At 72.4% G+C, this 26,555-nt stretch carries 21 protein-coding genes; 8 read left to right on the top strand and 13 right to left on the bottom strand.

Annotation, left to right across the window (positions count from 1 at the left end; translation table 11 throughout):
* Nucleotides 1-70 precede the first annotated feature (70 nt).
* Nucleotides 71-1,081: a tellurite resistance/C4-dicarboxylate transporter family protein gene (locus ACIQ6Y_RS29980; protein WP_404043550.1), complete on the top strand. Its 1,011-nt coding sequence runs from the start codon at nt 71-73 to the stop codon at nt 1,079-1,081.
* On the opposite strand, the gene ACIQ6Y_RS29985 is transcribed toward ACIQ6Y_RS29980, so the two are convergent.
* Nucleotides 1,059-1,412 (bottom strand): hypothetical protein, encoded by a 354-nt coding sequence (locus tag ACIQ6Y_RS29985; RefSeq protein WP_404043552.1) that lies wholly within the window; start codon nt 1,410-1,412, stop codon nt 1,059-1,061. The two genes, ACIQ6Y_RS29980 and ACIQ6Y_RS29985, sit on opposite strands and share 23 nt — an antisense overlap.
* Nucleotides 1,413-1,862: 450 nt before the next feature.
* Here ACIQ6Y_RS29985 and ACIQ6Y_RS29990 point away from each other — a divergent pair, with 450 nt between their 5' ends.
* Nucleotides 1,863-2,939, top strand: a complete 1,077-nt coding sequence (locus ACIQ6Y_RS29990; protein ID WP_404044168.1) for an NlpC/P60 family protein — start codon at nt 1,863-1,865, stop codon at nt 2,937-2,939.
* 61 nt (nt 2,940-3,000) lie between these two features.
* Here ACIQ6Y_RS29990 and ACIQ6Y_RS29995 read toward each other — a convergent pair whose 3' ends face one another.
* A complete protein-coding gene (locus tag ACIQ6Y_RS29995; RefSeq protein WP_404043554.1) occupies nt 3,001-3,744 on the bottom strand; it encodes a LuxR C-terminal-related transcriptional regulator in 744 nt (247 codons plus the stop codon).
* Complete coding sequence (locus ACIQ6Y_RS30000; RefSeq protein WP_404043556.1) at nt 3,741-5,033, bottom strand: PspC domain-containing protein; 1,293 nt, start codon at nt 5,031-5,033, stop codon at nt 3,741-3,743. The genes ACIQ6Y_RS29995 and ACIQ6Y_RS30000 overlap by 4 nt, the downstream gene beginning before the upstream one ends.
* Nucleotides 5,034-5,213: 180 nt before the next feature.
* On the opposite strand from ACIQ6Y_RS30000, the gene ACIQ6Y_RS30005 reads away from it, so the two are divergent.
* Both ACIQ6Y_RS30005 and ACIQ6Y_RS30010 read left to right on the top strand, forming a co-directional pair.
* The gene (locus ACIQ6Y_RS30005; RefSeq protein WP_404043558.1) at nt 5,214-7,040 is read left to right on the top strand and encodes a PspC domain-containing protein; all 1,827 of its coding nucleotides are present in this window, start codon (nt 5,214-5,216) and stop codon (nt 7,038-7,040) included.
* On the top strand, nt 7,027-7,254 hold the full coding sequence (locus ACIQ6Y_RS30010; RefSeq protein WP_404043560.1) for a hypothetical protein: 228 nt from the start codon (nt 7,027-7,029) through the stop codon (nt 7,252-7,254). The genes ACIQ6Y_RS30005 and ACIQ6Y_RS30010 overlap by 14 nt, the downstream gene beginning before the upstream one ends.
* Before the next feature lie 348 nt (nt 7,255-7,602).
* Here the strand turns inward: ACIQ6Y_RS30010 and ACIQ6Y_RS30015 are convergent, their stop codons facing one another.
* Together ACIQ6Y_RS30015 and ACIQ6Y_RS30020 are read right to left on the bottom strand one after the other, a co-directional pair.
* Nucleotides 7,603-8,136: a DoxX family protein gene (locus tag ACIQ6Y_RS30015; protein WP_404043562.1), complete on the bottom strand. Its 534-nt coding sequence runs from the start codon at nt 8,134-8,136 to the stop codon at nt 7,603-7,605.
* A gap of 229 nt (nt 8,137-8,365) precedes the next feature.
* Nucleotides 8,366-9,169 carry a class II aldolase/adducin family protein gene (locus ACIQ6Y_RS30020; RefSeq protein ID WP_404043564.1) on the bottom strand — a complete coding sequence of 268 codons (804 nt, stop codon included), beginning with the start codon at nt 9,167-9,169 and terminating at the stop codon, nt 8,366-8,368.
* 191 nt (nt 9,170-9,360) lie between these two features.
* Between ACIQ6Y_RS30020 and ACIQ6Y_RS30025 the strand changes: the two genes are divergently transcribed.
* Together ACIQ6Y_RS30025 and ACIQ6Y_RS30030 are read left to right on the top strand one after the other, a co-directional pair.
* Nucleotides 9,361-9,987, top strand: a complete 627-nt coding sequence (locus ACIQ6Y_RS30025; RefSeq protein ID WP_404043566.1) for a hypothetical protein — start codon at nt 9,361-9,363, stop codon at nt 9,985-9,987.
* A gap of 52 nt (nt 9,988-10,039) precedes the next feature.
* Nucleotides 10,040-10,585, top strand: a complete 546-nt coding sequence (locus tag ACIQ6Y_RS30030; protein WP_404043568.1) for a pyridoxamine 5'-phosphate oxidase family protein — start codon at nt 10,040-10,042, stop codon at nt 10,583-10,585.
* Between the two features lie 19 nt (nt 10,586-10,604).
* Here the strand turns inward: ACIQ6Y_RS30030 and guaA are convergent, their stop codons facing one another.
* Nucleotides 10,605-12,185 carry a glutamine-hydrolyzing GMP synthase gene (gene guaA, locus ACIQ6Y_RS30035; protein ID WP_404043570.1) on the bottom strand — a complete coding sequence of 527 codons (1,581 nt, stop codon included), beginning with the start codon at nt 12,183-12,185 and terminating at the stop codon, nt 10,605-10,607.
* Nucleotides 12,186-12,523: 338 nt separating this feature from the next.
* Here guaA and ACIQ6Y_RS30040 point away from each other — a divergent pair, with 338 nt between their 5' ends.
* Together ACIQ6Y_RS30040 and ACIQ6Y_RS30045 are read left to right on the top strand one after the other, a co-directional pair.
* A complete protein-coding gene (locus tag ACIQ6Y_RS30040; RefSeq protein ID WP_404043572.1) occupies nt 12,524-12,805 on the top strand; it encodes a chorismate mutase in 282 nt (93 codons plus the stop codon).
* A gap of 640 nt (nt 12,806-13,445) precedes the next feature.
* Nucleotides 13,446-14,390, top strand: a complete 945-nt coding sequence (locus tag ACIQ6Y_RS30045) for an LAETG motif-containing sortase-dependent surface protein (RefSeq protein WP_404043574.1) — start codon at nt 13,446-13,448, stop codon at nt 14,388-14,390.
* A gap of 127 nt (nt 14,391-14,517) precedes the next feature.
* On the opposite strand, the gene ACIQ6Y_RS30050 is transcribed toward ACIQ6Y_RS30045, so the two are convergent.
* The 7 genes from ACIQ6Y_RS30050 to ACIQ6Y_RS30080 all read right to left on the bottom strand — a co-directional run bounded on the left by ACIQ6Y_RS30050 (nt 14,518) and on the right by ACIQ6Y_RS30080 (nt 26,398).
* Nucleotides 14,518-16,323 carry a GMC oxidoreductase gene (locus ACIQ6Y_RS30050; protein WP_404043575.1) on the bottom strand — a complete coding sequence of 602 codons (1,806 nt, stop codon included), beginning with the start codon at nt 16,321-16,323 and terminating at the stop codon, nt 14,518-14,520.
* Nucleotides 16,324-16,364: 41 nt separating this feature from the next.
* Complete coding sequence (locus ACIQ6Y_RS30055; RefSeq protein WP_404043577.1) at nt 16,365-17,984, bottom strand: succinic semialdehyde dehydrogenase; 1,620 nt, start codon at nt 17,982-17,984, stop codon at nt 16,365-16,367.
* A 134-nt stretch (nt 17,985-18,118) separates the two neighbouring features.
* A complete protein-coding gene (locus tag ACIQ6Y_RS30060) occupies nt 18,119-18,976 on the bottom strand; it encodes a serine/threonine-protein kinase (protein WP_404043579.1) in 858 nt (285 codons plus the stop codon).
* A gap of 44 nt (nt 18,977-19,020) precedes the next feature.
* Complete coding sequence (locus ACIQ6Y_RS30065) at nt 19,021-20,685, bottom strand: serine/threonine-protein kinase (RefSeq protein ID WP_404043581.1); 1,665 nt, start codon at nt 20,683-20,685, stop codon at nt 19,021-19,023.
* A gap of 273 nt (nt 20,686-20,958) precedes the next feature.
* Nucleotides 20,959-22,005, bottom strand: coding sequence for a serine/threonine-protein kinase (locus ACIQ6Y_RS30070; protein WP_404043583.1), 1,047 nt, complete (start codon nt 22,003-22,005; stop codon nt 20,959-20,961).
* A gap of 86 nt (nt 22,006-22,091) precedes the next feature.
* Entirely contained in the window at nt 22,092-23,657 is a 1,566-nt protein-coding gene (locus ACIQ6Y_RS30075) for a serine/threonine-protein kinase (RefSeq protein ID WP_404043585.1), read from the bottom strand.
* 146 nt (nt 23,658-23,803) lie between these two features.
* Complete coding sequence (locus tag ACIQ6Y_RS30080; protein WP_404043587.1) at nt 23,804-26,398, bottom strand: protein kinase; 2,595 nt, start codon at nt 26,396-26,398, stop codon at nt 23,804-23,806.
* Nucleotides 26,399-26,555: the final 157 nt, after the last annotated feature.

Genomic DNA, 26,555 nt, shown 5'->3' on the forward strand with positions numbered 1-26,555 from the left:
CCTCGAAGGCGCGCCACTCATGGCCCATGCGAACGCGCGGACCCCGTACCCGCTCCCTAGCATCGGCCGCATGCCCGGTACCTCTTCCCTGCGCGCCTGGTGGGCGCAACGCCCGCCCGCCGCCGGGGCCGCCGTGATGGCGACCGGCATCGTCTCCGTCGGGCTGCACCTGGCCGGGCACGAGGTGCTGTCCCGGATTCTGCTCGCCATGACCGGCGCCGCGTGGCTGGGACTGGCCGCGGATTTCGTCGTACGACTGCTGTGGGAGCGGCCGAGGTGGCCGGCCGCGGCCGGGACGCCGGCGGCACTGACGGCCGTCGCCGCGACCACCGTGCTCGGCACGCGTGTGTCCGCCTTGGGCTGGCAGGCCCTGGCCGGGGCGCTGCTGGCGCTGGCCACGCTGCTGTGGCCGGTGCTGCTGGTGGACGTCATCAAGCAATGGAAGCCGCGTATGCCGGGTGCGGTGTTCCTGGGCTGTGTGGCCACGGAGGGGCTCGCCGTGCTCGGGGCGACGCTCGCGGCGGCGGAGCGCGCGGCCTGGCTCGCGCACGCGGCACTGGTGCTGTTCTGGCTCGGGCTCGTCCTCTACGGCTTCGCGCTGGCCCGTTTCGAGCCGGGCGAGATGACGCGTGGGGCCGGTGACCAGTGGGTCGCGGGCGGGGCGCCGGCGATCTCGGCGCTCGCCGGCTCCCGGCTGATCGCCGCCGACAGCGCGCAGCTGCGGCTGTGGAACGACGACGCCCACGGTGTCCTGCGTGCGGTCACCGCGGTGGTGCTCGTCCTCGCCGTGGCCTGGTACGCCGTCCTGCTCGTCACCGAGGTGGGGTGGCCGCGCCCCCGCTACGACGTGCGGCGCTGGGCCACCGTCTTCCCGCTGGGCGTGACGGCGGCGGCGACGCTGTCCTTCGCCGCCGCCGACGATGTGCCGTGGCTGAAGGGGCCGGGGCAGGTGCTGCTCTGGATCGCGGTGGCCGCCTGGCTGGCCGTCGCCGCCGGCGCCGTCCTGAACGCCCGGACCGAACTGCGCGGCCCGGCGCCCCGGCACCGCGCGGAGCGGTTCAGGTCCAGAGCACCGCGATGAAGATGTTCACCGTGGTCAGCAGGCCGACCAGGCCGAACATCCCCTTGTCCACCTTCTCCTCGTCCCGCTTCACATAGACGAGCCCCAGGATCACGATCAGCAGGGCCAGCTTCACGCCGATCTTGATGTTGTTCACCGACTGGTCGTCGGCCTGGTTGAGGCCGACCAGGATCACGCCGGTGACCAGCATCGTCAGAGCACCGTGCAGCATCGCCGGGACGAAGCGGGCAGTGCCCTGCCCCATCGCCTTCATCTGAGTGAGGAAGCCGCCCAGGAGCGAGGCGATGCCGATGATGTGCAGGCCCACGAAGAGATGGATGAGTACGTCCATGAGGCCGGAGCCTAATCAGCGGCCTGACCGCCCCCTCACACCGGCCCACCCCCCTGCATATATGCGCCCTATAACACCTCACCCCTCCCACCAGCCCCGGAACCGCCACATCGGTCAGCGCACCCCGAGAAGTCGACCGCCCCGAACCTGGAAGGAGGACAGATACGGTCGCCCACCGGTCCCCTGCCGACACTTCCGTACATCGCGTTACCAAGCCGTCACACTCGGGTCTAGCGTCCTCCCCCAGGTGACCGGATTCCCACCGCCGCCCGGGCCAGGGGCGGCAGCCGGGCACCACCGCCGAGAAGGTCCGGCGGCGGTCCGCTCCCCCCTGTGCGGGCGCCGCCGGACGCGCGGGTTGTCCCCGACACCCGCGCGCCGCTCCCCCTGGCGGCCGTACCCTCCCGCTCGCGGGTGCCGGCGGTCCCAGGAAAGGACGTGCAGGTCCACGTGGCAGCGCACCGCAAGCCCAGACAGCGCCCGGCCGTCGGCGGTACGGCCCGTACGGCGGCCACGCTCGCCCTCGCGGGAGCCGCGACCGCCACCGCCTTCGACGGCACCGGGCAGGCCGCCCCGGATCTGACCCCGGCGCAGGTCAAGGCCAAGGTGAACCAGCTGTATCAGGAGGCCGAGATGGCCACCGAGAAGTACAACGGCGCCAAGGAGGAGGCCGACGCGGCCGAGCAGCGGCTCGAGCAACTGCGCGACGAGGCCGCCCGCAAGGAGGACAAGCTCAACACCGCGCGCGAGGCCCTCGGTTCGATGGCCGCGGCCCAGTACCGCCAGGGCGGACTCGACCCCGCCCTGAGCCTCGCCCTGTCCGACGACCCCGACGAGTACCTCGACCACGCCGCCTTCGCCGAACGCGCCGGCGTCCGCCAGTCCGCCGCCGTGCGCCGGGTGCGCGAGCAGCTCCGCGAGATCGAGCAACTCCGCGGCGCCGCCCGCATCGAACTCACCTCCCTGAAGTCCCGCCAGGCCGAACTCCAGCGCCATCGCCGCACCGTCACCGGCAAGCTCGACGCGGCCCGCCAACTGCTGTCCCAGCTCACGGCCGAGGAACGCGCCGAGGTCACCGGCCGGAGCGCCACGGCTGAAGCACCCCGCGCCTCACGCGACGCCACGACCTCCCGCCCCGACCTCCAGGCCCCTTCCCCGACAGCCGCCGACGCCCCCGACTCCCGCGCCTCGGCCGCCGTTTCCTACGCCTACAGCAAGCTCGGCAGCCCTTACGTCTGGGGCGCCACCGGCCCGGACGCCTTCGACTGCTCCGGCCTCGTCCAGGCCGCCTACCGCTCCGCCGGCGTCGAGCTGCCCCGCACCACCTACGCCCAGATCGGCGCCGGCCGCCGTGTCTCCCGCTCCGAACTCCTCCCCGGCGATCTGGTCTTCTTCTACTCCGCCATCAGCCACGTCGGCATCTACATCGGCAACGGCCAGATGATCCACGCCCCCAACCCCTCCGCACCGGTTCGCGTGGCCCCCCTGGACGAGATGCCTTTCGCGGGGGCGACGCGGGTGGTGTGAGGCTGGGCGGCGGCGAACTCGCCCGGCGGGGGGGGGCACTTGGCTGGGACGCCGGGCTCCGCTAGACCAGCCGGCGCGCAGTCGCCCAGCGCGTCAGCTCGTGACGGTTGGACAGCTGGAGCTTTCTCAGCACGGCCGAGACATGGGACTCGACCGTCTTCACCGAGATGAACAGCTGCTTGGCGATCTCCTTGTACGCATACCCCCGCGCGATCAGGCGCAGCACCTCCCGCTCGCGCTGCGTGAGACGGTCGAGGTCCTCGTCCACCGGCGGTGCGTCGGTGGAGGCGAAGGCGTCGAGCACGAACCCGGCCAGGCGCGGCGAGAAGACCGCGTCGCCCTCCTGCACCCGGAAGATGGAGTCGATCAGATCCGAGCCGGTGATCGTCTTGGTCACATAGCCCCGGGCACCCCCACGGATCACCCCGATGACATCCTCGGCCGCGTCCGACACGGACAGGGCGAGGAAGCGCACCGGCTGCGCGGCGTCCGCCATCAACGGGGCGCACCGGCGCAGCACTTCGACCCCGCCGCCGCCCGGCAGATGCACGTCCAGCAGGACCACCTCCGGCCGGGTCGCCGTGATGACGGTGACCGCCTGGTCGACGTCCGCCGCCTCGCCCACCACCTCCACCCCGGTCTGCGCGGTCTGGCCGATCTCGGCCTGCACGCCGGTGCGGAACATCCGGTGGTCGTCGACGAGGACCACGCGCACACGACGCCCGCCCGCGCCGCCGGACGCCTCCGCGGTCTCGGCCGCCTCCGAGGCTGCCGCCGTGCCGTTCGTCTCGGTCGGATCGCTCATGACGTCTTCTCCGCCCTCTCCATCTCCAGCTCGACCTCCGTGCCGCCGTCCGGCACCGCGCGCAGCCGCGCCGTGCCGCCGTTGCGCTCCATGCGGCCGATGATCGATTCTCTGACGCCCATACGGTCGGCGGGTATCGAGTCGAGATCGAAGCCCGGGCCGCGGTCCCTGACGGACACGAAGACCGTCCTGCCCTCGACTTCGGCGTAGACCTGCACGGCGCCGCCCTCGCCACCGTACTTGGCGGCGTTCACCATCGCCTCGCGCGCGGCCTGCATCTGTGCCCCGACCTTGTCGTCGAGCGGGCAGTCCCCGACGACGACCACTTCGATCGGGACGCCGTGCTTGTCCTCCACCTCGGCGGCGTTGCGCCGCACCGCGTCGGCGAGCGTGGTCGGCTCGTCGGCCTCGTCCTTGCCGGTGCCCTCGGGCTTGTACAGCCAGGTGCGCAGGTCACGCTCCTGGGCGCGGGCGAGGCGGCGCACCTCGCTCGCGTTCTCCGCGTTGCGCTGGATCAGGGTCAGGGTGTGCAGCACCGAGTCGTGGACATGGGCCGCGACCTCCGCTCTCTCCTGGGCGCGGATGCGCATCAGGCGTTCCTCGGAGAGGTCCTGCGTCATACGCACCAGGTAGGGGCCGGCGAGCAGCGTTATCCCGACGAGCACCGCGAGCGCGGCCTGGAGGACCGAGCCGAGGTGGGCCGCGGAGCCCTGCAGGACGAACATCCCCGAGACACCGGCCGTGACCAGCAGGACACCGGCCACCGCACGCAGCAGGGTGAGGGTGCGCCGACGACGGCCGACCTCGACCCAGCGGGCCCGCCGGGCGTTGTCCGCCTGCCGCCAGACGAGGGCGACACCTGCCCCGACCAGCACAGTCGGCCAGAGGTAGGCCTTGGCGCCGTTGCCGAGATTCACATTGCCCACGAAGACCATGGCCACGACGACCATGAGGAGCAGGGCGAGAATCTGGCCTCTGTCCGGCTTGCGGGTGACGAGTCTGCGGCGGCCGTCCGGCGCGGTCTCGGTGGTGACGAGGGAGGGCGGCTTCTGGGCCTCGACCCCACCGACACCCAGCGGCACGAAGAACCAGAACGCGGCGTAGAGCAAGCCGCCCAGGCCGTCCGCCGTGAACAGGCCGACGAAGACGAGCCGCACCCAGATCACGGGCAGCCCGAGATGCCCGGCGAGCCCCCGCGCCACGCCACCCAGCCAGCGTCCGTCGCTGCTGCGGTAGAGCTTGCGCGGCGGCCGCGGTTCGACGATGGGTGCTGCTGCGGCTTCCGGCATGCCATCGATGTTCACACGGCCGGTGGTGGCGGAGCATCAGGGTCGGCCCCCGAGACGCCCCTGATCTTCGGGCGGCGTGCCCTTCGCACAGATCCCCTCCGCCGTCTCAGGGGCGATATCAGGGTCCGGCCAGGGTCATACCGACTGCCGCCGCGGCGGCTCGGCCGTCACCATGGAATCATGACTGATCACCAGCACGCCGCGGACGCCGGGCCCGACACGGGCACCGGGCCCGGCTCGCTGCCCGCGGCCCCCGCGGGTGCGGGCCCGCGCACGCACGCGAGCGCGGGCACGCCCGGGCAGGCGAGCGCGCGGAAGAAGGGGACGGACCCGAGCGACATCGAGCCGACCCCCGCCGAGGCGGCGGGCGAGCCCGCGGGCCGGACGCCTTCCGGTGACCGCGCCGGTGAAAGGGACCGGGCTCGTGGAGACGACCGGGCCGATGGTGGCGACCGGGCTGGTGGAGACGACCGGGCTGGCGGTGGTGCCGGCACCGGTGCAGGCAACCGCAACCGCACCGATGAAGGCGGCGACACCGGCGGAAGAAACCACGTCGATGGCGGCAACCGCGCCCGTGACAGTCATGAGCCCGGCCGGGCCGAACCGAGGAGCGGCAACGCCCCCGGCCCGCAGCCCGGCTCCCCCGAGTCCCCCCAATCCCCCAAGTCCCCCGGCTCCCCCGGCGGCCGGCCACTCGGCGAGGGGCAGCCAACCGACGTACCCGGTACCTCCGAGTCGCCCCGGCGGTTTCGGAGGGAGCGGGGGCACAAGATGCTCGCGGGAGTGTGCTCCGGGCTGGGGCGCCAGTGCGACCTGGACCCGGTGATCTTCCGCATCACCCTCGCCGTGCTGGCCGCCACCGGCGGCATCGGCCTCATCTTCTACGGCTTCGTCTGGCTCTTCGTGCCGTACGACGACGAGGACGAGAACGAGTTCCACAAGCTGCTGACCGGCCGGGTCGACGGCCAGGCCCTCGCGGCGGTGCTGTTCGCGCTGGTGGGCTGCGGGGTCTTCCTGACGATGCTGAACAACGGCGGTGTGCTCACATTCGCCGTCGTCCTCTCGCTCCTGCTCGCGGGCGCGGGGTACTGGTCGCAGCGGCGCGGTGCCCCCGACCACGATCCGCTGGCCGCGCAGGCCGCCGCCGATGCTCCGCCGGAGGCCCAGGCACCGCCGGTGTCCATCTCCTATCCGTCCTGGTGGCGTGACCCCATCGTCAAGGACGGCACACATGTCGGCGGCACCGGCTATCTGTGGGGCCCGCACGACACCCGCGACCCCGACTTCATGCCCTCCGTCGCCCTCGACCTCGACCACTACCCTCACGCCGGCCAGGCATCCCCGGCCGCGCGTCCTGAGCCACCCAAGCCGCGCGGCCCGCGCTGGATCGGCGGCTGGGTCTTTCTGCTCGCCCTGCTCGGTGGCGCCCTGACCACCCGGCTGACCTGGGAGGAGCACCCGCTGGGGACCAGCGTGCAGGCAGGGCTGGCCTGCGCGCTGATCGTCCTCGGCCTCGGCATAGCGGTGAGCGCCTTCCTGGGGCGCACCGGCGCCGGGTCGGTGTTCCTCGTGGTCGTCACCGCCGGGCTGCTCGCCGCCGCATCTGCCCTGCCCAAGGACATCGGCACCGACTGGGTCCGCACGACCTGGCGGCCGGCCACCGTGGCCGATGTCCGGCCGCAGTACGACCTCGGCACCGGCGTCGGCACGCTGGATCTGTCTCAGCTCGACCTGGCCAAGGGCCAACAGGTCAGCATCGACGCCGAGGTGGGCATGGGCCGGCTGCGGATCGTCGTGCCGCCGGACGTGACCGTGAAGGCGACCATCGAGGTCGGCGTCGGCGACATCCAGCTGCCGGGCGAGGGCAAGCAGGACGTGGACGTGGCGGCCGGCAAGACCAAGGAGACCGTCCTGCCACCGGTCAAGGGCACCAAGGCCGGGGGCGCCATCGAACTCGACCTTCAGGTCGGTGTGGGACAAGCGGAGGTGAGCCGTGCTGCGTCATGAGTTCAGGCCGGGCAAGCTGGTGGCCGGGCTCTTCGTCACCGTCGCGGGCGTCGTCTACGCCGGTGATGCGGGCGGCGCCTGGGAGACACCGTGGTTCGCGGTGATACCCCTCGTCGTGGGCGGCCTCTGCCTGGCGGCCGTGGCGGGGTTGGCCGGCCGCGGCATACGGCGGCGCCGCGGGGGAGGAAGGCCCACGACCGGGACGACGACGTAGTAGCGGAGACCGCTGTCGGTCCCACTCCTGCGGCAGCGGCAGCGGACCCCGCCCGGGCCCGGATCGGAGCAGCAGCCACCACTACCCGCCCGACTCAGCCCACGCCAGGTTGGGTCGACCGGGACGTCGAGGCCCTGAGCGGAGACCGCCGCGGGGCCGCTCCAGCGGCAGCGGCAGCGGTCCCCGCCGCAGGCCCGGCTCAGAGCAGCAGCCGCCCGCCTGACTCGGCCGTAGCCACGGTCGGCCCGGCCAGGCAGTCACCGCCAGTCCAACCCACCGTCAGCCACCGCCAGCCCCCTCAAACGTGACCGCACCCCCGCCCCCACAGGCGGTCTCGGCCGGTCCACCTCAGGAGTAGCCCCCAGCACTCCGTTCCCGGCGTCGATTGCGCAAGGCCGCGTCCAGCGAGAAATAGGGCGCCCCGGCGAGGACGAGGGGCAGCCAGCCCATCAGGTAAGGGAGGTCGTTGCCGTAGTAGTAGGGATCGGAGGCCCAGCTCACCGTCAGCCAGAAGCTGAGGGAGATCAGCGCACCGCCGAGGGCGGCGATGCGGGCGAGGAGGCCGAGCAGGGTGCCGATGCCGACGGCCAGCTCGCCGATGGCGATGGTGTAGCCGAAGCCGGTGGGGCTCTTCAGGGCCAGGTCGACCAGGTCGGGAATGGCGGCGGAGTCCCGGACGCCGCGCATCATCGCGCCGATGGAGCCGGAGCCGGAGTCCTTCATGAAGCCGCTGTCGGTGAGTTTGTCCAGGCCGGCGTAGATGAAGGTGACGCCGAGGAAGAGACGCAGAGGAAGGAGCGCGTAGTGGGTGGCGGTGGCACGCCAGTCCCGGCCGCCGCCGGGGTAGGAGGTGTGCGTGTTGGGATGAATACGGTGCGTCATCACTGCCGGCCGCCTCTCGCCCACGGGACATGACCCCTCGACCGACGATACGTAGGAAAGGGAGGTGCTGCTCAGTCCGACGGCACACGGAGTCGGACCAGTTGCGGGATCGGGCCGCCGAGAGCACCCAGCCCGATGGCCCCGGGCACCCCACCCTCCCCGACGCTCACCCGCGCCGCCCCGGCCTCACCGCACCCAACCCCGCCCCACCGAGTCAGCTCAGCTCACCTCAGGTCAAAAGATCCGGCTCACTCCGAGTGATGTCCTGCCAAAGTGGCTGGTAGTTGATCCAGGCCACCAGGTCCCCGCCCAACTGCTCACGCGTGGCGACGGCCATGCGGTGGTCGATGAGGACGGGGCGGCCGGCGGCGCGCGCGGTGAGCTGGACCTGGGAGGAGCGTTCCATGGTGAGGAACCACCAGGCGGCGGCGTCGACCGAGTCGCCGACGGTGAGCAGCCCGTGGTTGCGCAGGACGAGGGCCTTGCCGGAGCCGAGGGCGTCGGCGATGCGGCGGCCTTCCTCGGCGTCGACGGTGACGCCGGTGTAGGCGTCGTAGAGGGCATGGTCCTCGTAGAAGGCGCAGCTCTCCTGGGTGATGGGGTCGAGGAGTTCGCCGAGCGCGGCGAGGGCGCGGCCGTGCACGGAGTGGCAGTGGGCGACGGCGACGACGTCGGGTCGGGCGGCGTGGACCTGGGCGTGGACGGTGAAGGCGGCCTGGTTGACGTGGAAGCGGCCTTCGACGACCTGACCGTCGGAGTTGGCGAGGACCAGGTCGCTGACGGTGACGTGCTTGAAGGGCATACCGAAGGGGTTCACCCAGAAGCAGTCGCTGTACTCGGGGTCGCGGGCGGTGATGTGGCCGGACACGCCGTCCTCGAAGCCGAGCCGGCCGAAGAGACGCAGGGCGCCCGCGAGGCGTTCCTTGCGGTGCCGGCGTTCGTCCTCGACGGAGTCGTGCCTGGGGGGCATGGCGAACCGCAGCCGGTCCGTCGGGAGGGCGGGGGGCGGGGTGGGCCCGGGCGTCCCGTGCATCGAGTCCTCCGGCACTCGGTGGTCGTACGGGCGGAAGGTACCCCCCGTCGGCGCAGGAGGACAGGCCATTGCGCAAAGATGACGTACGCAACAGAGGCACGGCGCACAACCTTCGCGAAGGTTCGCGGGTCTGCCATCCGGAATCAGAAGTGAAGCGCCGATTTTCGGCCATCCGCACGTCAGGAGCTCCCGTGAGTCTCGCCGAGCAGCACATCACCGCCGTCATGCGGCAGGCCGCGTCCCAGGACGTCGTCGAGCTCCACCATCCGTTCGCAAAGGCGCAGACGGTGGCTTCGCTCGCGTACATCGCGGAGGCGTACGGCTTCCGGTACGCCGACGCCCGCGTCGAGGGCGAGAAGAAGACCCTGCACGTCTATCTGGTGCGTGACCACGACGACCGGGCGCGGCAGCGGGCGGCGGCCAACGCAGCGGCGTTCCCGCAGGCCGGGGCGGGCGGCCCGGTGCCGGGCATGCAGCTGGGCACGCTGACCCCGCTGCCCGAGGCGCAGTCGCAGGTGGCGGTGCTGACCGCGCTGATCAGGTACGACGCGTTCGGCTCGGCCGTCGACCGGAAGAAGCTGCTGACCATGGCGGCGGCGTCCCCGCTGCTGTTCCTGCTGCTGGCCGTGGTGACCGGCAAGTACCTCGTGCTGCTGCCGCTCGCCGTGCTGCTGCCGGTCTTCCTGCTCGGCGCGCTGCGCGTCAACGCGGCCAAGCGCGCCAAGCTGGCAGCCCAGCTCACCGCCGCGGGCTGCATGCCGGTGCGGGACCAGCAGGGCCGGGAGCGGTACGTCCGGCCGGTCCACCACGGCGTGTGACAGCCACACAATCCCGACAGTAGATGTCGGGATTCCGCGCCACACTCGCCGTATGGCAGAAAGCGCGACGCACACAGCGAAGACGAAGGCAACGAAAGCGGACGCGGCGGAGACGAACGCGGTAAGGACAGCGAACTGGGAGACCTTCCGCACCGCCGAACCCGACCTCGCCGGAACCGTCGAGGAACGGTTCGGTGCCTTCACGCACCACGTCTTCGCCACACTCCGCAAGGACGGCTCGCCCCGCACGACGGGCCTGGAGGTCCGTTTCCTCGGCGGTGAGCTGTGGCTCGGCATGATGCCGGGCTCGCTCAAGGCTCTCGACCTGCTCAGAGACCCCCGCTTCGCGCTCCAGGCGAACCCCGGGGAGGGCCAGTCCATGGGCGGCGGCGACGTGCGGATCAGCGGGCGGGCGGTCGAGGTCACCGACGCGGCGACGAAGGCCGCTTACACGAAAGAGGTGGAACCGCCGGAGCCGTTCCACCTCTTCCGCACCGAGTTGACGGAGGTCGTGCGGACCTACGTCGAGGACGACAAGTACCTCGTCGTCCAGGTCTGGAAGCCCGGAGAGCCGGTGCGCACTCTCAAGCGGACCTGAGCCCCTTCACAACAGGGGCTTACTCCCACTCGATGGTGCCCGGCGGCTTCGAGGTCACGTCGAGGACGACCCGGTTGACGTCCCGCACCTCGTTGGTGATGCGGGTGGAGATCTTCGCGAGGACGTCGTACGGCAGACGCGACCAGTCGGCCGTCATGGCGTCCTCGGAGGAGACGGGGCGCAGGACGATCGGGTGGCCGTAGGTGCGGCCGTCGCCCTGGACGCCGACCGAGCGGACGTCCGCGAGCAGGACCACCGGGCACTGCCAGATGTCGCGGTCGAGGCCGGCCGCCGTCAGCTCCTCGCGGGCGATGGCGTCGGCGTCGCGGAGCAGGTCGAGCCGCTCCTTGTTCACCTCGCCGACGATGCGGATGCCGAGGCCGGGGCCCGGGAAGGGCTGGCGCTGGACGATCTCGTCCGGCAGGCCGAGCTCCTGGCCGACCATGCGGACCTCGTCCTTGAACAGCTTGCGCAGCGGCTCGATCAGCTTGAACTCGAGGTCCTCGGGCAGACCGCCGACGTTGTGGTGCGACTTGATGTTCGCGGTGCCGGTGCCGCCGCCGGACTCGACGACGTCCGGGTAGAGGGTGCCCTGCACCAGGAACTCCACGGCCGGACCCTCGTCCGCGATGATGTCCGCCTGCGCCTGCTCGAAGACGCGGATGAACTCGCGGCCGATGATCTTCCGCTTCTCCTCGGGGTCGGAGACACCCTTCAGCGCGGAGAGGAAGCGCTCCTCGGCGTCCACGACGACCAGCTTGACGCCGGTCGCGGCCACGAAGTCCTTCTCCACCTGCTCGGTCTCGCCCTTGCGCATCAGGCCGTGGTCGACGTAGACGCAGGTCAGCTGGTCGCCGATGGCGCGCGCGACGAGGGCGGCGGCGACCGCGGAGTCCACACCGCCGGACAGACCGCAGATGGCGCGCTTGTCACCGACGAGCGAGCGGATCGCCTCGACCTGCTCCTCGATCACATTGCCCGTGGTCCAGTTGGGCTGCAGGCCCGCACCCCGGTACAGGAAGTGCTCCAGCACCTGCTGGCCGTGCGTGGAGTGCATGACCTCGGGGTGGTACTGGACACCGTAGAGCTTCTTGTCGTCGTTCTCGAAGGCGGCGACCGGGACGACGTCCGTGGACGCGGTCACGGTGAAGCCCTCCGGAGCGGCGGAGCAGGCGTCGCCGTGCGACATCCACACGTGCTGCTCGTCGGGGGTGCCCTCGAAGAGGGTGGAGGACGTCCGGGAGACGTGCAGGTCGGTACGGCCGTACTCACGGGCGCCGCTGTTGTCGACGGTGCCGCCGAGGACCTGTGCCATCAGCTGGAAGCCGTAGCACATGCCGAAGACGGGAACGCCGGCCTCGAAGATCGCGCGGTCGAGACGGGGGGCGCCCTCCTCGTACACGGACGAGGGGCCGCCGGAGAGGATGATCGCCGCCGGGTTCTTGGCGAGCATCTCGGCGACCGGCATGGTGCTGGGCACGATCTCGCTGTAGACCCGGGCCTCGCGGACTCGACGGGCGATGAGCTGGGCGTACTGCGCGCCGAAATCGACGACCAGAACGGTGTCGGGGGCGGCGGCAGCGGGGGTCGCAGATGACACGGGTTGCCTTCCGGCGGCTGGGCGGGGGTCTTCTGCTGTCCGATTCTACCGAGGTGGGGGGCGGGAAACCGCCCCCGCTGTCGGCGTACGGCCCGACAGTCGCGCATCTCACCATCCGAACCGGCTTGGACGCCCGGGGCGAGCCCGGCATACTGAACCCCATGCTCACGCAGACGACCTTCCTCTTTACCTATGGCAACCGGCCCGCCGGCTGCCATGGTCGTGCTGCTTGAGCTACTGACAAGCGACTTCCCAGGCGCCCCGGGCCGACAAGGCCCGGGGCGTCTGTCGTTTCCGGTCCTTGTCGCTCCGGGACCCCTTTCACCAAGGAGCCCCCTATGACTGCCCTCGACGTGACCGGCGCCCGTACCTCCGAGGCCGCCGACGTAATCACCGGAGCGCGGGAGCGGATCGACGCGCTCGACGACCGGATCATCGGCCTGATCCAGGAACGGGTGGCCGTCTCGGCCGTCATCCAGGAGGCACGGATCACCTCCGGCGGCCGCCGGGTGAACCTCTCGCGCGAGATGGAGATCCTCGACCACTACCGCGCGGCCCTCGGCAAGCCGGGCACCGCCCTCGCCATGACGCTGCTGGAGCTGTGCCGGGGTCGGATCTGAGTGTGCGGGGGTCGGACCTGAGTTCGGGCCCCGTCTCACCCGTACGGCGCGTGACCGGTACGCGAATCGCTTCGTTGCTCCGGATGTCCGCGTCAGCCAGGGGCGGGCCCGAAAGAACCACGCGTGGCTCACTGGGGCGATGAGACGTACGGAACGTGCCGTGCGTCGTGGGACCTCGCTCCAGGGTTGTGACCGGACGGCAGGGGACAGCAGCCCGGTCACCCAAGAGAACGGCCGGCTCCGGGGACGCCCGGGGCCGGCCGGCGGACCCCCAGTCCCCCTTAGGGGAAACCCGGCGACTCCCCCTGCGCATCACCCTGCCCCCTTCAACACCTCCTTCGGCACACCACGAGCGGCACACCACCAGCGGCGCAACCCCCCGGCGCCGCTGTCCCGGGCACCGACACGGCCCTGACGTCGGTGCCGACCAGAGGAAGGGCCCCGCGGCGCAGCCCCGCGGGGCCCTTCGCCGCGCCCGCCGCCTCCTCCTCCCTCTCCCCCCCTCTGCCCCCTCCCGCGTGTGACTCAGGCCACATGAAATTTATGAGGGTGCGGGGACAACCATTCACCGGCCTCACTGATCAAACCTGGCACCAAGGGGCACCCCCACCCGTGGCCCGTTCGTGATCTCGAGGTCCTGATGAAGCTTCACCGTGCCGTGGCAGCGGCCGCCGCCACGGCGGTCGTGGCACCGCTCGCCGTGCTGTCCGCCTCCGTCGCGTTCGCCGACCCGTCGACCACGCCGGCCACGAGCGCGAGCGGGACCCCGAGTGCGACGACCGGGACGCCCGGCTCCACCCCGAGCCCGACGCCGACCCCGACGTCCACCCCGAGTTCGACGCCCACGCCGACGCCAACCGGTTCCGAGGAGCCCGAGCCGGAGCCGAGCGAGGTGCCGCCCGGCGAGGACTACCCGTTCTGCGAGGACCTCGACGCGGGCTACGACGACGTCAAGGTGTCCGCGGACATCAAGGGCCTGCCCGGCAAGATCGTCGCCGGCGACGGCGCGCACACCTTCCGCCTCGTCGTCACGAACGACTCCGACGCCCCGATCGAGGACGTCCACCTCTACGCCGAGGTCGAGAACTACGAGGTGGAGGAGTCGCGCTACCTCAGCCCGTACGTCGAGCTGGAGTTCAAGGACGGCGGCCGCTGGACCCGGATCGGCGACGGCGACTGGGCCGGTGACGAGTTCCTGGAGACCACGCTCGCCGCGCACGCCTCCCGGTCGGTCGAGCTGCGCCTCAGCATCGACGCCGAGGCCCCCGCCGGTGACGCCTACTCCTTCGGCTCCGGCGCCTACCTCGACCAGGTCGGCGGCAAGGAGTGCATCGCCGAGGGCTGGGCCCAGTACGACTTCGAGGTCCTGAAGGCCGGCTCCGCCAACCCGAGCCCGGGCACGGCCACGCCGAGCGACACGGACCACAAGCCGCAGGGCGGCACCGGTTCCACCACCTCGGGCAACCTCGCCGCCACCGGTTCCAGCTCCGCGCTTCCCGTCATCGCGCTCGTCGGCGGTTTCGCCGTCGTCGCCGGTGCGGGCGCGGTGATCGCGGTACGGCGACGCAAGGGCGGCAACGCCTGAGCGAACGCCCCGGAGGGCGCCGCACAGAAAAAGCCGCACTCAAAAGTCGCACTGAAAAGCCGTACTGAAAAAACCAGAGACCACCAGAGGGACCTGCGCTCGGAGGGGGGCGCAGGTCCCTCTGGTTTTACGCCCCTACTTCTTCGGCGGCACCGTCCTTCTTCGGCGGCACCGACGGCATCCCCAGGAACGGCAGCCGCAGCGCGCCGAACGCGTCCGCGGGCACGGCCGGCGACTTCGGCTCGACCGGCTGAAGGCGCTCGTACGCCGCTCCCTGCGCGGGACGCGGGTCGGCCTCGCCCTTGTTGGGCCAGAAGGACATCGCCCGCTCGGCCTGCGCGGTGATCGTCAGGGACGGGTTCACGCCCAGGTTCGCGGAGACGGCCGCCCCGTCCACGACCGAGATGCCGGGGTGGCCGTACAGCCGGTGGTACGGGTCGAGGACGCCGGTCTCGCGGGAGTCGCCGATGGGGCAGCCGCCGAGGAAGTGCGCGGTGAGCGGGGTGCCCATCAGCTCGCCCACGTTGGACCCGGCGAAGCCGTTGATCTCGGCGGCCAGCGCGTTCGCGCCCTCCTGTGCGGCCCGGATCTGTTTGGGGTTGGGCGAGCCGTGGCCCTGGCGGGCGGTCAGCAGGCCCTTGCCGACGCCGTCCGGCTTCAGATACGTCGTCAGGGAGTTGTCCAGCGACTGCATCACCAGGCCGATGATGGTCCGCTCCGACCACTTCCGGTTGGACAGCGAGCGCAGCACCAGCACCGGGTGCCGGGCCGCGTTGGCCAGCCAGCCCAGCACCCGGGAGGAGTTCTCGGCGTACGGCACCTGGAGGATCGACAGGCTGCCCATCGAGTTGGAGCCCTTGCCGTAGCGGACCGGCTCGATGTGGGTGCTCTCGTCCGGGTGGATGGACGAGGTGATGGCGACCCCGCGGGTGAAGTCGGCGCGTCGCTCGCCGGTGACCTTGCGGTAGCGGCGGTCGGTGGTCTGCGCGCCCACCAGGGCTTCGGAGTTGGTGCGGGTCAGCTCGCCCAGCCGGTCGGAGAGGTACGGCAGGCGGCCGCTTGCCTTCATGCGGTGCAGCAGGGTCTGGGTGCCGTAGGTGCCGGCGGCGAGGACGACGCGGCGGGCCTTGAACACCCGTCCGGCGCCCTTGCGGCGGTTGTCCGTCGGCATCGTGGTGATCGCGAAGCCGCCCTGGGAGTCCTCCGTCACCGACACGACCGTCGTCATGGGGTGCACCACCGCGCCCGCCTTCTCGGCGAGGTAGAGGTAGTTCTCGTTGAGGGTGTTCTTCGCGCCGTGCCGGCAGCCGGTCATGCACTCGCCGCACTCGGTGCAGGCGTTGCGGGCGGGGCCGGCGCCGCCGAAATAGGGGTCGGCGGCCTGCCGGCCCGGCTCGGCCTTCGCCTTGCCGTCGGCGTCCTTGCCGTCGCCGAAGAAGACGCCGACGGGGGCCATGTGGAAGGTGTCGCCGACGCCCATGCGCTGCGCGGCCGCCTTCAGATGGACGTCCGACGGGGTCATGGTCGGGTTGAGGCGTACGCCGAGCATGCGCTGGGCCTGGTCGTAGTACGGCTTCAACTCCTCCTGCCAGTCGGTGATGTCCTTCCACTGGGGGTCGTCGAAGAACGGCTTCGGCGGGACGTAGAGGGTGTTGGCGTAGTTGAGGGAGCCGCCGCCGACGCCCGCGCCGGCCAGCACCATGACGTTGCCGAGCAGGTGGATGCGCTGGATGCCGAACAGGCCGAGCTTGGGGGCCCAGAGGTAGTTCTTGATGTCCCAGGAGTTCTTCGGGAGTGTGCCTCGGGTGAAGCGCCTGCCTGCCTCCAGGACGCCTACGGAGTAGCCCTTTTCTGTCAGGCGCAGGGCGGTGACCGAGCCGCCGAATCCTGAGCCGACGACGATGACGTCGTAGTCGTAAGCGTCCTGGGACACGTGCTCTCCTCGTTGAGAACGGGTGGGGAGAAGAAGGGGGCCTAGCGGAGGCGGAACGCCTTCATCAGACGCAGGCTGCGGCTCATGAAGGCCGCGTACTGCTCGTCGTTCATGCCCAGCGACGGGGCCATCGGCAGAATCCGCTGGTGGGCCACGGTCTGTGCCTCGGTGTACTTGAGGATGCCCTCGGAGCCGTGACGGCGGCCGAGGCCGGAGTCCTTCATGCCGCCCATGGGGGACTGGACGGAGCCGTAGGCGGAGGCGTAGCCCTCGTTGACGTTGACCGTGCCGGTGCGCAGGCGGGCGGCGACCTCGCGGCCGCGGCGGCCGTCCTTCGTCCAGACCGAGGCGTTCAGGCCGTACGACGTGGCGTTGGCACGCTCGATCGCCTCCTCCTCCGTCTTGAAGCGGTACACGGAGACGACTGGGCCGAAGGTCTCCTCGGTGCAGACGGACATCGCGTCGGTGACGCCGTCGAGAATGGTCGGCTCGAAGAAGTAGGGGCCGATGTCCGGGCGGGCGACCCCGCCGGCGACGAGCTGCGCGCCCTGCGCGACGGCCTCCTCCACATGCCGCTTCACGGTCTCCAGCTGGCGTTCGCCGACGAGGGAGCCCATGTCGGCGCCGTAGGCGAGGGACGTGCCGAGCCGCATGGCCTTGGTGCGGGCGGCGAAGCGCTCCAGGAAGGCGTCGGCGACCGACTCGTGGACGTAGAGCCGCTCGATGGAGATGCACAGCTGGCCGGCGGAGGAGAAGCAGGAGCGGACCGCGCCCGCGGCGGCCTTGTCCAGGTCGGCGTCGTCCAGGACCAGCATGGCGTTCTTGCCGCCGAGTTCGAGGGAGACGCCGACCAGGCGTGCGGCGGCGCCCTGGGCGACCTCGCGGCCGGTGCGGGTGGAGCCGGTGAAGGAGACGTAGTCGGCGTGGCGGACCACCTCGGGTCCGACGACCGGGCCCTCGCCGAGGACGACCTGGAAGACGTCGGCGGGCAGTCCGGCCTCGACGAGCAGGTCGCGGGCCCACAGGGCGGTGAGGCAGGTCTCGGTGTCCGGCTTCATCACGACCGCGTTGCCCGCGACGAAGGCGGGGAGCGCGTCGCCGACCGACAGCTCCAGCGGGTAGTTCCAGGGGGCGATCTGGCCGACGACACCGCGCGGGTGGCGCAGCTCGGTGACCTTGGTGAGGGTCGGGACGGCGCCCGTGTGCCGCTTGGGCTTCAGGTAGGCCGACGCCTTACGGCCGTAGTGGCGGGCGGCGACCGCGACCGCCTGGACCTCCTCGTGGGCGTGCAGCCGGGCCTTGCCGGTCTCCAGCTGGATGAGGTCGAGCACCTCGGCCTGGCGTTCCAGGACGAGGTCGTGGAAGCGGAGCAGCACGGCCGCGCGCTGCCGTACCGGCACCTGGGCCCAGACCGCCTGGGCGGCGCGGGCCGCGTCGAAGGCGCGGGCGACGTCCTCGGGGGTGGACTCGGGCAGGTCGGCCAGCTTCTCGCCGGTGAACGGCGTGTGGTTGGCGGTCCGGCCGGAACCCGTGACGCCCTTGGTGAGTTGGGCCACCAGCTCTGGGGTGACCACGTCGGCGGCGGTGCGCACACCCGCGGGGGCGGGGGCGACGGGGTTGGTGCCGGGGGCGGCCTTCTCGGGTGCCTGCGCTTCGGTCATGACGCGCAGGGTATGCGCAGGCGAGGGCTTTGTGTACCCGTCGGTAATGGGGATTCACCGACTGCACACAAGCCGCCAGTGATCACTGGCAACAAACGCCCTGATCAGGGGCTTGGCCTCCGTTCCCGCACTCTTCACTCGAACGCCAGTTTCCTCACGGCACCAGTGCGCACCTGCCCGGCCACCGCCGCCAGCTGCGCCGCGGCGTGGTCCGCGGCCGGGCGCAGCGCCGGCCGCGGATGCAGCAGCCGGGAGATCAGCGGCCCGAGCGGACCGTCCGGCCCGAGGGGACCGTCCGGCACGAGCGGACCGTCCGGCACGAGGGGAGCCTCTCGTGCGAGGGAAGCCTCCGGCCCCCCGGCGTGCCCGGCCGGGGCCACGCCCACCGCCGCCGCGTGCAGCAGCGCGCCGAGCGACCACAGGTCGGAGGCCGGCCCGGCGTCCCGTCCGGCCCGGCGCTCCGGCGCGGCGAACTCCGAGCCCCGTACGGGGTCGACCCCGAAGTCGGTCAGGACGACCCGGCCGGTGTCGTGCTCGACGAGGACGTTGGCGGGCCGTACGTCGCGATGGACGATCCCGACCGCGTGCGCGGCGCGCAGGGCGCCGAGGACGGCGAGGCCGAGGCGGGCGCACTCGGTGTCGGGCAGCGGGCCACGCGCGAGGAGTTCGCGCAGGCAGTGGCCTCGCACCAGCTCCATGACGACCCACGGCAGTCCGTCGTCGACGACCACGTCGTGGATGACGACGGCCGACGGATGGTCGACGCGAGCGGCCGCGCGGGCCTCCCGGTACACCCGGTTCACGGCCCGGCGTCCCGGTTCCCCGTCGGGGTCACGGGGCACCTTCGGCTGGCGCACGGCCACTTGACGTTCCATCAGCAGGTCGAACGCCTGCCACACGGTGCCCGTGCCGCCGGAGCCGAGCCGCCCGTCCAGCCGGTAGCGGCCGTCGACCAGGCGTCCCTCGCGCGCGTGTTCGCCGCCCTCGCTCATGCCCCATGCCTACCCCGTGGGGCGGGAGTTGTCGAAGGAACGAGTCAGAGATTGTCGATGTCGACGGTCTCGATCACGTGCTCCGCCACCTCACGGCCCCGCTCGGTGAAGTCGCCCTGGCCCGGGTAGGAGATGGACAGCCGGTACATGTCGCCCTTCTCCGTGTTGACGTAGAAGAGCCTGACCTCCCGTGGCACGGGGAAGTCGCTGACCGTGTCGTCCGTGTAGGTCAGGGTGCTCTCGGCGGCCTCCCGGCCCCCGTAGGTGGTCTTCTCCGTCTCCACCTTCACGGGCTTGTCGTCGGCCATGTTGTAGACGGAGCTCGTGCCGCCCTCGAGCTCCTCCTTCTCGTCGTAGGCCTGGCCGGTGGGGCTGCTGGCGATGGAGTCGAGCGTGTCCTCGGACTTCTTGCTCAGCTCCAGCCGGATGTACACGGCCCCGCTGGGGTCCGTGAAGCGCACCCAGTGGTCGTCCTTGGGGTCGGTCGGCTGGGGCCCGGACTTCTGGTAGCCCGTGGGCACGGTCAGGGTCGCGGCCAGGTTCTTGGCCCCCTCCTTGTGCCAGCCCTCGGACAGCGGGTCCTTGAAGGGCTGGGCGATCGCGAAGTAGGCCGCCACCGCGGCCGCGACGACCGCGGCACCGATGCCGATCAGCGCCTTGCGGCCGATGCGGATGCCGCTCTGGTCGCCGCCGCCCGTCACCGTCACGACCTGGGTCGGTACCGGGGCGGGCGGGTTGGCGGCCGCCTCGAGCAGGGCGCGCACCCGTGCGGCGCCGGGCCGGTGCGCCGGGTCCTTCTGGAGCAGGCCGTTGATGACCTCGGCGAGCGGGCCCTGCGCCGAGGCCGGCGGGGCCGGGTGGGCGTTGAGGACGGACTGAAGGGTGGCCGGGGTGTTGCTGCGGCGGAACGGCGAGACGCCCTCGGCCGCCGCGTACAGCACCACGCCCAGCGACCACAGGTCGGAGGCCGGTCCCGGCCGCTGCCCGAGGACGCGCTCCGGCGCGATGTACTCGGGCGAGCCGACGAAGCCGCCGGTGTCGGTCAGATTGGTCTCGCCCTCGATCTGGGCGATGCCGAAGTCGGTGAGGACGACCCGGTCGTGCCGGCCGAGCAGGACGTTGTCCGGCTTGACGTCACGGTGCAGGATCCCGGCCGCGTGGGCCGCCTCCAGCGCGCCGAGCACCTCCAGGCCGACCCGGGCGGCCTCACGGGCGCCGAGCGTGCCCTCCTGGAGCGCGGCACCGAGGGAGCGTCCCTGCACCAGCTCCATGACGATCCAGGGCCGGCCGTCGACGACCGCGACGTCATGGACGTTGACGACCGCAGGGTGGTCGAGCCGGGCCGCGGCGCGTGCCTCGCGGCGCATCCGCTCGTAGGCGTTGGCCTGCTCCCGCTCGGGCAGGTGGTCCGGGACGCGGGGCTCCTTGACGGCGACCTCGCGGTCCACCGTCTCGTCCTTGGCCCGCCACACCGTGCCCATGCCGCCGTGGCCGAGCTTGGCGAGCAGCCGGTAGCGCCCGGCGATCAGCCGTCCGGCGCCCGGGTCTTGAGAGGCCTGGGCGGGCTGCTGCGGCGGCACGACCTGCGTCGGGGCCGCGTACGGGTTGCCCGGATGCGGAACACCCGCCGGCGGGTGTGCGTTCGGCGGTTGCAGACCGAAACTCGTCGGCTCGTCGGCCCCGTAGCGGGCTCCCCCGTTGTTGCTCATGGGTCCATGCATATCGCGCCGACCGCCTGATCAGCCAGCCGGAAGGGGGCACAGTCACAGACCCGTGACTCAGCGAAGCCAGGCGCCCTAGGGCCTGTCGTTTGGATCATGCCGGCGTCGCGGGGTCTGGCACGCACATCTGCCGCGTTGTCGTCACTCGCCGACGCTCCGCGTCGACTCCCTCCTCCGCCTTGCAGCTGCACGCACCAGACCCCGCTCGACCCGGCCAAGAAGCGCAGTCCCTTTCAGCCGACCTGATCCAAACGACAGGCCCTAGGCGCCGCTGGCCGAAGTGGAGGGGGTCCGCTGCGGGGTGGTCACCGACGTCGACGGCGCCGGGCTCGTCGGCGGACCGCCGCCGTCGCCGTCGCCGTTGACGAGCAGGGCCGCCGCGGACAGCCCGGCCGCGGCCATCGCCGCCACCAGCAGGGCGACCGCCAGCTTCCCGGCGCGTGCCGGCCGCTGCGCGGGCTCCGGGTCGGGCGTGCGCCCGGTGTCGCGGAAGGCCCGCAGCATCCGCTCGGCCGTCACGGCGTCCAGCCGCCGCGACGGATCACGCTCCAGCAGCCCTCGTACGACGGGCAGCAGCGGCCCCGCCCGGTCGGGCAGCCGGAGCTCGTCGGACAGCACGGCATGCACGACCGCGCCCAGCGAATCGCGCCGGAAGGGCGACTCACCGCTGACCGCCGCACACAGCAGCGCCCCCAGCGACCACAGGTCGGACGCGGCCCCGGTGCCCGCCCCCGACATGCGCTCCGGGGCCGTGTACTCGGCCGAGCCGACGAAGGAGCCGCTCTCGGTGAGCGTGGTGGTGCCCTTGACATGGGCGACGCCGAAGTCGGTGAGGACGACCCGGCCGGTGCCGTTCTCGACCAGGACGTTGGCGGGCTTGAGGTCGCGGTGCAGCACCCCGGCCGCGTGTGCGGCGCGCAGGGCGCCCAGCAGGGCGACGCCGATCCGCGCGGCCTCGCGGGCGTCGACCGGGCCGTCCGCCCCGATGCGGTCGGCGAGCGAGGCCCCGTCGATGAACTCCATCACCAGGTAAGGGCGTTCCTCGAACTCGACGACGTCATGGACGACGATCACATGCGGATGTCTCAACTGCGCGACCGCGCGGGCCTCCCGCAGCGTGCGCTCCCGCCGTCGCCGGGCCTCGCTCGTGGAGAGCGAGTCGTCGAGGGCGAGTTCCTTGACGGCGACGGGCCGGCCGAGCAGCAGGTCGGTGGCCCGCCAGACCACACCCATGCCACCGCGTCCGAGCACCGTCTCCAGCCGGTAGCGCCCCGCGATCACACGTCCGCCGGCCCCCTCGGTCCCCATGCGCCCCATCATGCACCAGCCGGAGCGCCGGACTCCGGGACGCGACGGTGTCATTGGCCGACAACCGACGGTCGGCGCCCCGGCGTTCAGGAGCCGTTCGGCCGCCAGGTGCGCAGCAGGATGTCGAACTGCTTGCGCATCGTCGGCCAGTCGGCGACCGGGGCGGAGGCATACAGCGCGTACTCGACGCCGTCGCGGGAGATGTACATCTGGTCGATCGCGCGGCGCGGCCCGGGCTTCGTCTTCACCTCGGGCTGGTCCTGCGCGGTCCAGGTGTACTCCCACAGGGAGCCGGGGCGGTCCCGGTAGGTGTTCTCCGCCATGCTGAGCCGGTGGTAGTCGACCAGCGGCTGCACCTGCTGCTCCAGGTCGACCTGGTGCTCGTAGGGGTCGAAGTCGGGCGTCCGGTCGACGGCGATCCGGAAGAAGTGCTCGCCGCCGTCGGGCGAGTAGTCGACCTGCCCGGTGGCCTTGTCGAACTCCACGCGCTCCCACTCGGGTCCGGGCAGGGCGATGGTGAACCCGAAGGGGTCGTCCTTGCGCACCCAGCCGTCGGGGAGGGTGCCGGAGGAGGTCTCCGTCGGCGTGGGCTTCGGACCGGGGTCGGCGGTGTGCTGTTCCTGCCGCGCCTGCCACTGCTGGATGCCCACCGCGGTGCCGCCTCCGATGAGCGCCGCGAGGACGACCACCAGGGCGAGGGTGCGCCGCCGGCGCGGGCGTCTCGGCGTCCCGTAGGGGGCCTGCGGGTACGGCGTCGTCGTGGACGTCGGCGTGACCGGGGCCAACTGCGGACGCGGGCCCGCCTGCGTCGGGACGTATGGCTGCGTGACGGCCGGAACGCGGCCCTCCGCCGCCTGGGCGAGCATCCGTTCGGCGTCGGCGGCGCCGGGACGACTGGCCGGATCCTTGCGCAGCAGGGCGGCGATGACGGGTGCAAGCGCACCGGCGTTGGCGGGCGCGTCGGCCTCCTCCTCGACCACGGCCTGCATGGTGGAGATCGGTGAGGTGCGGCGGAACGGCGAGCGGCCCTCGACCGCGGTGTACAGCGTCGCGCCGAGCGCCCACAGGTCGGAGGCGGGCCCGGGGTCGTGACCGCGGACGCGCTCCGGGGCGAGGTAGTCGACCGAGCCGACGACCTCTCCGGTGCGCGTGATGGTGGAGTCGCCCTCGATCTGCGCGATCCCGAAGTCGGTGAGCAGCACCCGGCCTTCACGGCCGAGCAGGACGTTGCCGGGCTTGACGTCGCGGTGCAGCACCCCGGCGGTGTGCGCGGCACGCAGGGCGCGCAGCACCCACAGGCCGATCCGGGCCGCTTCCGCGGGCTCGATGCGGCCTTCCTCCTTGACCGCGTCGGCGAGCGAGCGGCCTTCGACCAGCTCCATGACGATCCAGGGGCGGCCGTCGTGCTCCAGCACGTCGTGCACGGTGACGACGGCCGAGTGGTTGATCCGCGCGGCCGCGCGCGCCTCGGCCCGGGTCCGCGCCAGCAGGACGGCCTGGTCGCTCTCCGAGACGTAGAGAGCGGCCGTCAGTTCCTTGACGGCGACGGTCCGGTTCAGCACCTCGTCCTGTGCCCGCCAGACCCGGCCCATGCCACCACGGCCGATCGATTCGGCCAGGCGGTAACGGTCCGCAATGAGCTGGCCCTGCATCTGATTCACGTTGCCCCGCTTTGATATTGACAGGGTCAGGGTAAGGACCGGTGACCGCACGGGGAACACGCGGGGCCGCTCGGATACCGCACTGTGACGGTTGTCGCTTTGCGTGACGGAACGGAACCGAAACGCGGTGGTGTGAATCAGCCACCCGTCGCCTGGTAGGTGGTGGACGCCTGCTCGTACAGCCGTGTCACCTCGTCGCGTTCGGCCTCGGGGCCGCGCACCTGCACCACGTGGTAGCGGCCGTCGAGGAGGATCGCGACATTGCGTACGAACAGCTCCCGGCCGTCCGCCCCGGTCCAGGTGAACTGCCCCTCGGCCATGGTCCGTCCGCCCACGGATATCGTCTTCAGTCCCGTCGCGGTGGCCCAGGTGGAGTCGCGGTACGGCTGCAACTCCGCCTCCCGCTCCCGCTGGTACACCATCGGATCGGCACCGAACTCCGCCGCGGAGTCCCTTCCCGGTACGACGATCAGCTCGAACGCGCCGTGGCTGTAACGCACCTGACCGCGGCCGTTGCGGGGCGTGCGGTCCCAGCCGTCGGCGACGGCGACCCGGAAACCGGCCTCGTCGGCCCGTACGGTGAACCCGTCGGCGGCGTCGGGCCCGGTCGTCCGCGTCTCGGTCGAACCGGCCGACGCGGACGGGTCGTTGCCGCCGGGTGAGGTCTGGTCGGGCCGGGGTTCGCTGCTGGCCTCCGGCTCGGGCGCCTCACCGACCTGGCCCGCGGCCCCGGTTCGGTCCGCGCGGGGCGCGCCGCCCGAGCCGGCCTCGTCCGACTTCGGCATGAACAGCGCGGCGTACGCGATCACGGCGGCCATCGCCAGCAGCACCGCCACCAGCAGGGTGCGGCCCAGACTGCGCGGCGAACGCTCCGGCTCGCGGGCCCGCTTGTGTCTCCCGTGCGGCGCGGGCAGCCCGCCGCGCCGCCTGCGCACCAGCTCGCCCCGCCGCCGTACGACGGGCAGCCGGCCCGGGTCGACGGGCGGCACGGCGACGACGTGCACACCGGCCTCCGGCTCGGGCGCCGACCGCACGAGCGAGCGCAGCCAGCCGCCGAGTTCCTCGAAGTCGATGCGCTCGGTGGGGTCCTGACGCAGCAGCGACTCCACGACCGGCCTGAGCGGGCCGCACTCCTCCGCGAACGCGGGCGGCTCCGCGCACACCATCTGCACCAGCTCGGCCGTCGACTCCTCCGGGTAGGGCGCATGCCCCTGTACGGCCCTGAAGAGCAGCGCGCCCAGCGCCCACAGGTCGGTGGCCGGACCGATGGGCGCCGCCAGCTGCCAGTTCTCGTGCACCGGCCCGGCCTGCTCCGGAGCCCACCGCTCGGTGACGGGCCCCACCACGGCCATCCGCGCCTGCCGCGCCCGCTCGGCGGCCAGCGCGGTGGCGGGGCCGCGGTGGGCGGGGGCGGCCTGGGAGTCCCAGGGGCTGGGAGTGCGGGGGGTCTGGGCGTGGCCCGAGGGGGGAAGTGCCCGGAGGGCGGGGTCGGCCGAGGGGCTCCCGGCGTCCGGGGCGGTGCGGGGCGCGGCGCCGTGCCAGGAGCCGGGGCGCACCCCGTAGGGGTCGGCCGGCTGTCCGGGCGGGGTGCTGCCCGGGCGGCCCTGGGTGTCCTGCCCGGGGACGTACGGCGACTGCGGGGTGCCCTCCGGTGCGGGGCGGGCTCCGGGTAGCGGGGTGGGGCCGTTCGGCCGGGTCTCCTGTACGCGGGCCGCGGCGCGGGCGCCCGCGCGGTAGGCCGCGATCGCCCCGGCGCGGGCCGCCCTGATGTCATCGCCGGTCTCCAGCGCCCGTCGGCTCGCGGGCACGGCCGGGGTGCCGGGGCCGCCCCGCTCCTGCGCCCCGGGCAGCGGCAGCCGCCCGGCGCCCCGCGCCTCGATGGCGGCCCGCCGCGCGGCCTCGGCGTCGGCCGCACTGCCGCCGGGCCCGGCCGGATGCCCACCGGCGCCGAGGGCTCCGCGTGGAGCGGCGTACGGCGGCGTACCAGCGGCGCCACCGGCACCCCCGGCATACGGCGGCGTACCCGCGGCGCCCGGCCCACCGGCGCCCGGTCCGCCGGCCGCGCCCGCGTCAGGTGCGGCCTGATGCGCTCCCGGGACCCCGTCGTCGTCCGGCGCCGGCACGGGGTCGTACCCGCACAGCGCCTCCTCCGCCGCCCCGACCGCGAGGCCGGTGAGCATGACGCGGCCGTCGTCGCAGACGAGGACCGTGCGGGCGGTGATGTTGCGGTGCACCCAGCCATGGCCGTGCAGCACGCGCAGGGCCATGAGGACGTCGGAGGCGACCTCGGCCGCCCGGTAGGGCGTCAGCGGCCGCTCGGCCAGCAGCGCCGCCAGCGGGCGCGCCGCCACCAGCTCACTGACGATCCACAGCGAACCGCCCTCGGCGAAGACGTCGAAGACCTGGTCCAGCCGCGGATGGTCGGGTATCGCGGCCGCGGCCTGCGCGGCCTCCACGGCACGCCGTACCGCCGGGTCCGCGGGCCGCCGCGCACCGCCCCCGCGCGCGGCAGGGCGCCGTACGCCCGGGTCGCGCGCGGTGAATCCCTCGGGCAGCCCGTCCGCGTCGAGCACCTCCGCCTCGACGACCTCCGGCAACGGCACCTGCCGGACCAGGACTTCCTGCCCGCTGTAGGTGTCGAAGGCGCGTGTCTCGGTGAGTTCGTACTCGTCGGCGGGCGGCAGCGGCAGGCGGTAGCGGCCGGCGAGCACCCGTCCCGCATAGTCGTCCACGTTGCCTCCCCCAACCGCCCGGCTGGTCAATTCCGTTCGCCCGCCGCACCGTTCCGGCTGCGTACGGTTCGCAAGCACTCACGATACGTGCCGGAGGCAACCCGCACCGAGGGGATGGGACATCTCACTTCGGCCGCATCCCCGAAATCCCGGCCCG

Source organism: Streptomyces sp. NPDC096205 (genome assembly GCF_044763135.1).
In the GTDB taxonomy this organism is placed as follows: Bacteria; Actinomycetota; Actinomycetes; order Streptomycetales; family Streptomycetaceae; genus Streptomyces.